Source organism: Pseudonocardia alaniniphila (assembly GCF_022524485.1).
Lineage (GTDB): Bacteria > Actinomycetota > Actinomycetes > Mycobacteriales > Pseudonocardiaceae > Pseudonocardia > Pseudonocardia alaniniphila.
Map to the genome: position 1 here is coordinate 1 of NZ_JAKXMK010000105.1, position 886 is coordinate 886.

The window sequence follows — 886 nt, forward strand, 5'->3', positions numbered from 1 at the left end:
CCGTTCGGTGGCGAGGTGTCGATCTTCGGCGAGCCGACGGTGTTGCAGTTGGTGGACCTGCCGGTCGGTGTGCTGGTGGTGCTGGCGTGCTCCTCGATCGGGGTGTACGGGATCGTGCTGGGTGGGTGGGCGTCGGGGTCGCCGTATCCGTTGCTGGCGGCGTTGCGGAGTGCGGCGCAGGTGATCTCGTATGAGATCGCGTTGGGGCTTTCGATCGTCGGGGTGATCCTGTATGCGGGGTCGTTGTCGACGGCGGACATCGTGTCGGCGCAGGGCAGTGGGTGGTATCTGCTGTTGTTGGCGCCGAGTTTCGTGGTGTTCGTGATCGCGATGGTGGGGGAGACCAACCGGGCGCCGTTCGACTTGCCGGAGGCGGAGTCGGAGTTGGTGGGTGGGTTCCACACCGAGTATTCGTCGTTGAAGTTCGCGCTGTTCTTCCTGGCTGAGTACGTGAACATGGTGACGGTGTCGGCCATGGCGACCACGTTGTTCTTGGGGGGTGGGCAATGGCCGTGGCCGTTGTCGTTCCTCAATGCCAACGGGTGGTTGCAGTTCGTGGCGTTCTTGATCAAGACGTTCATCTTCTTGTTCGTGTTCATCTGGTTGCGGGGGACGTTGCCGCGGTTGCGGTATGACCAGTTCATGCGCCTGGGTTGGAAGGTGTTGGTCCCGGGCAGCCTGTTGTGGATTTTGATCATCTTCGCGATCCGCACGTATCGCACGAGTGGCACGGGCAGTGTGACCACGTTGTTGGTGGCGGTGGGGATCGGGTTGGCGGTGGTGTTGGTGGTGGCGTTCCTGGTGCCTGACCGCAAGGTCGAGGAGCCGGTGATCGAGCTGGCCTCGGACTACCCGGTGCCACCGCTGGACCTGACGGTGCCCACAC

Annotated in this window: 1 protein-coding gene; it reads left to right on the forward strand. The window is 63.0% G+C overall.

Annotated features, from left to right (window positions below; all coding sequences use genetic code 11):
* A partial coding sequence (locus MMF94_RS43180) for a complex I subunit 1/NuoH family protein (protein ID WP_241043299.1) occupies window positions 1-886 on the forward strand: 886 nt, incomplete at both ends.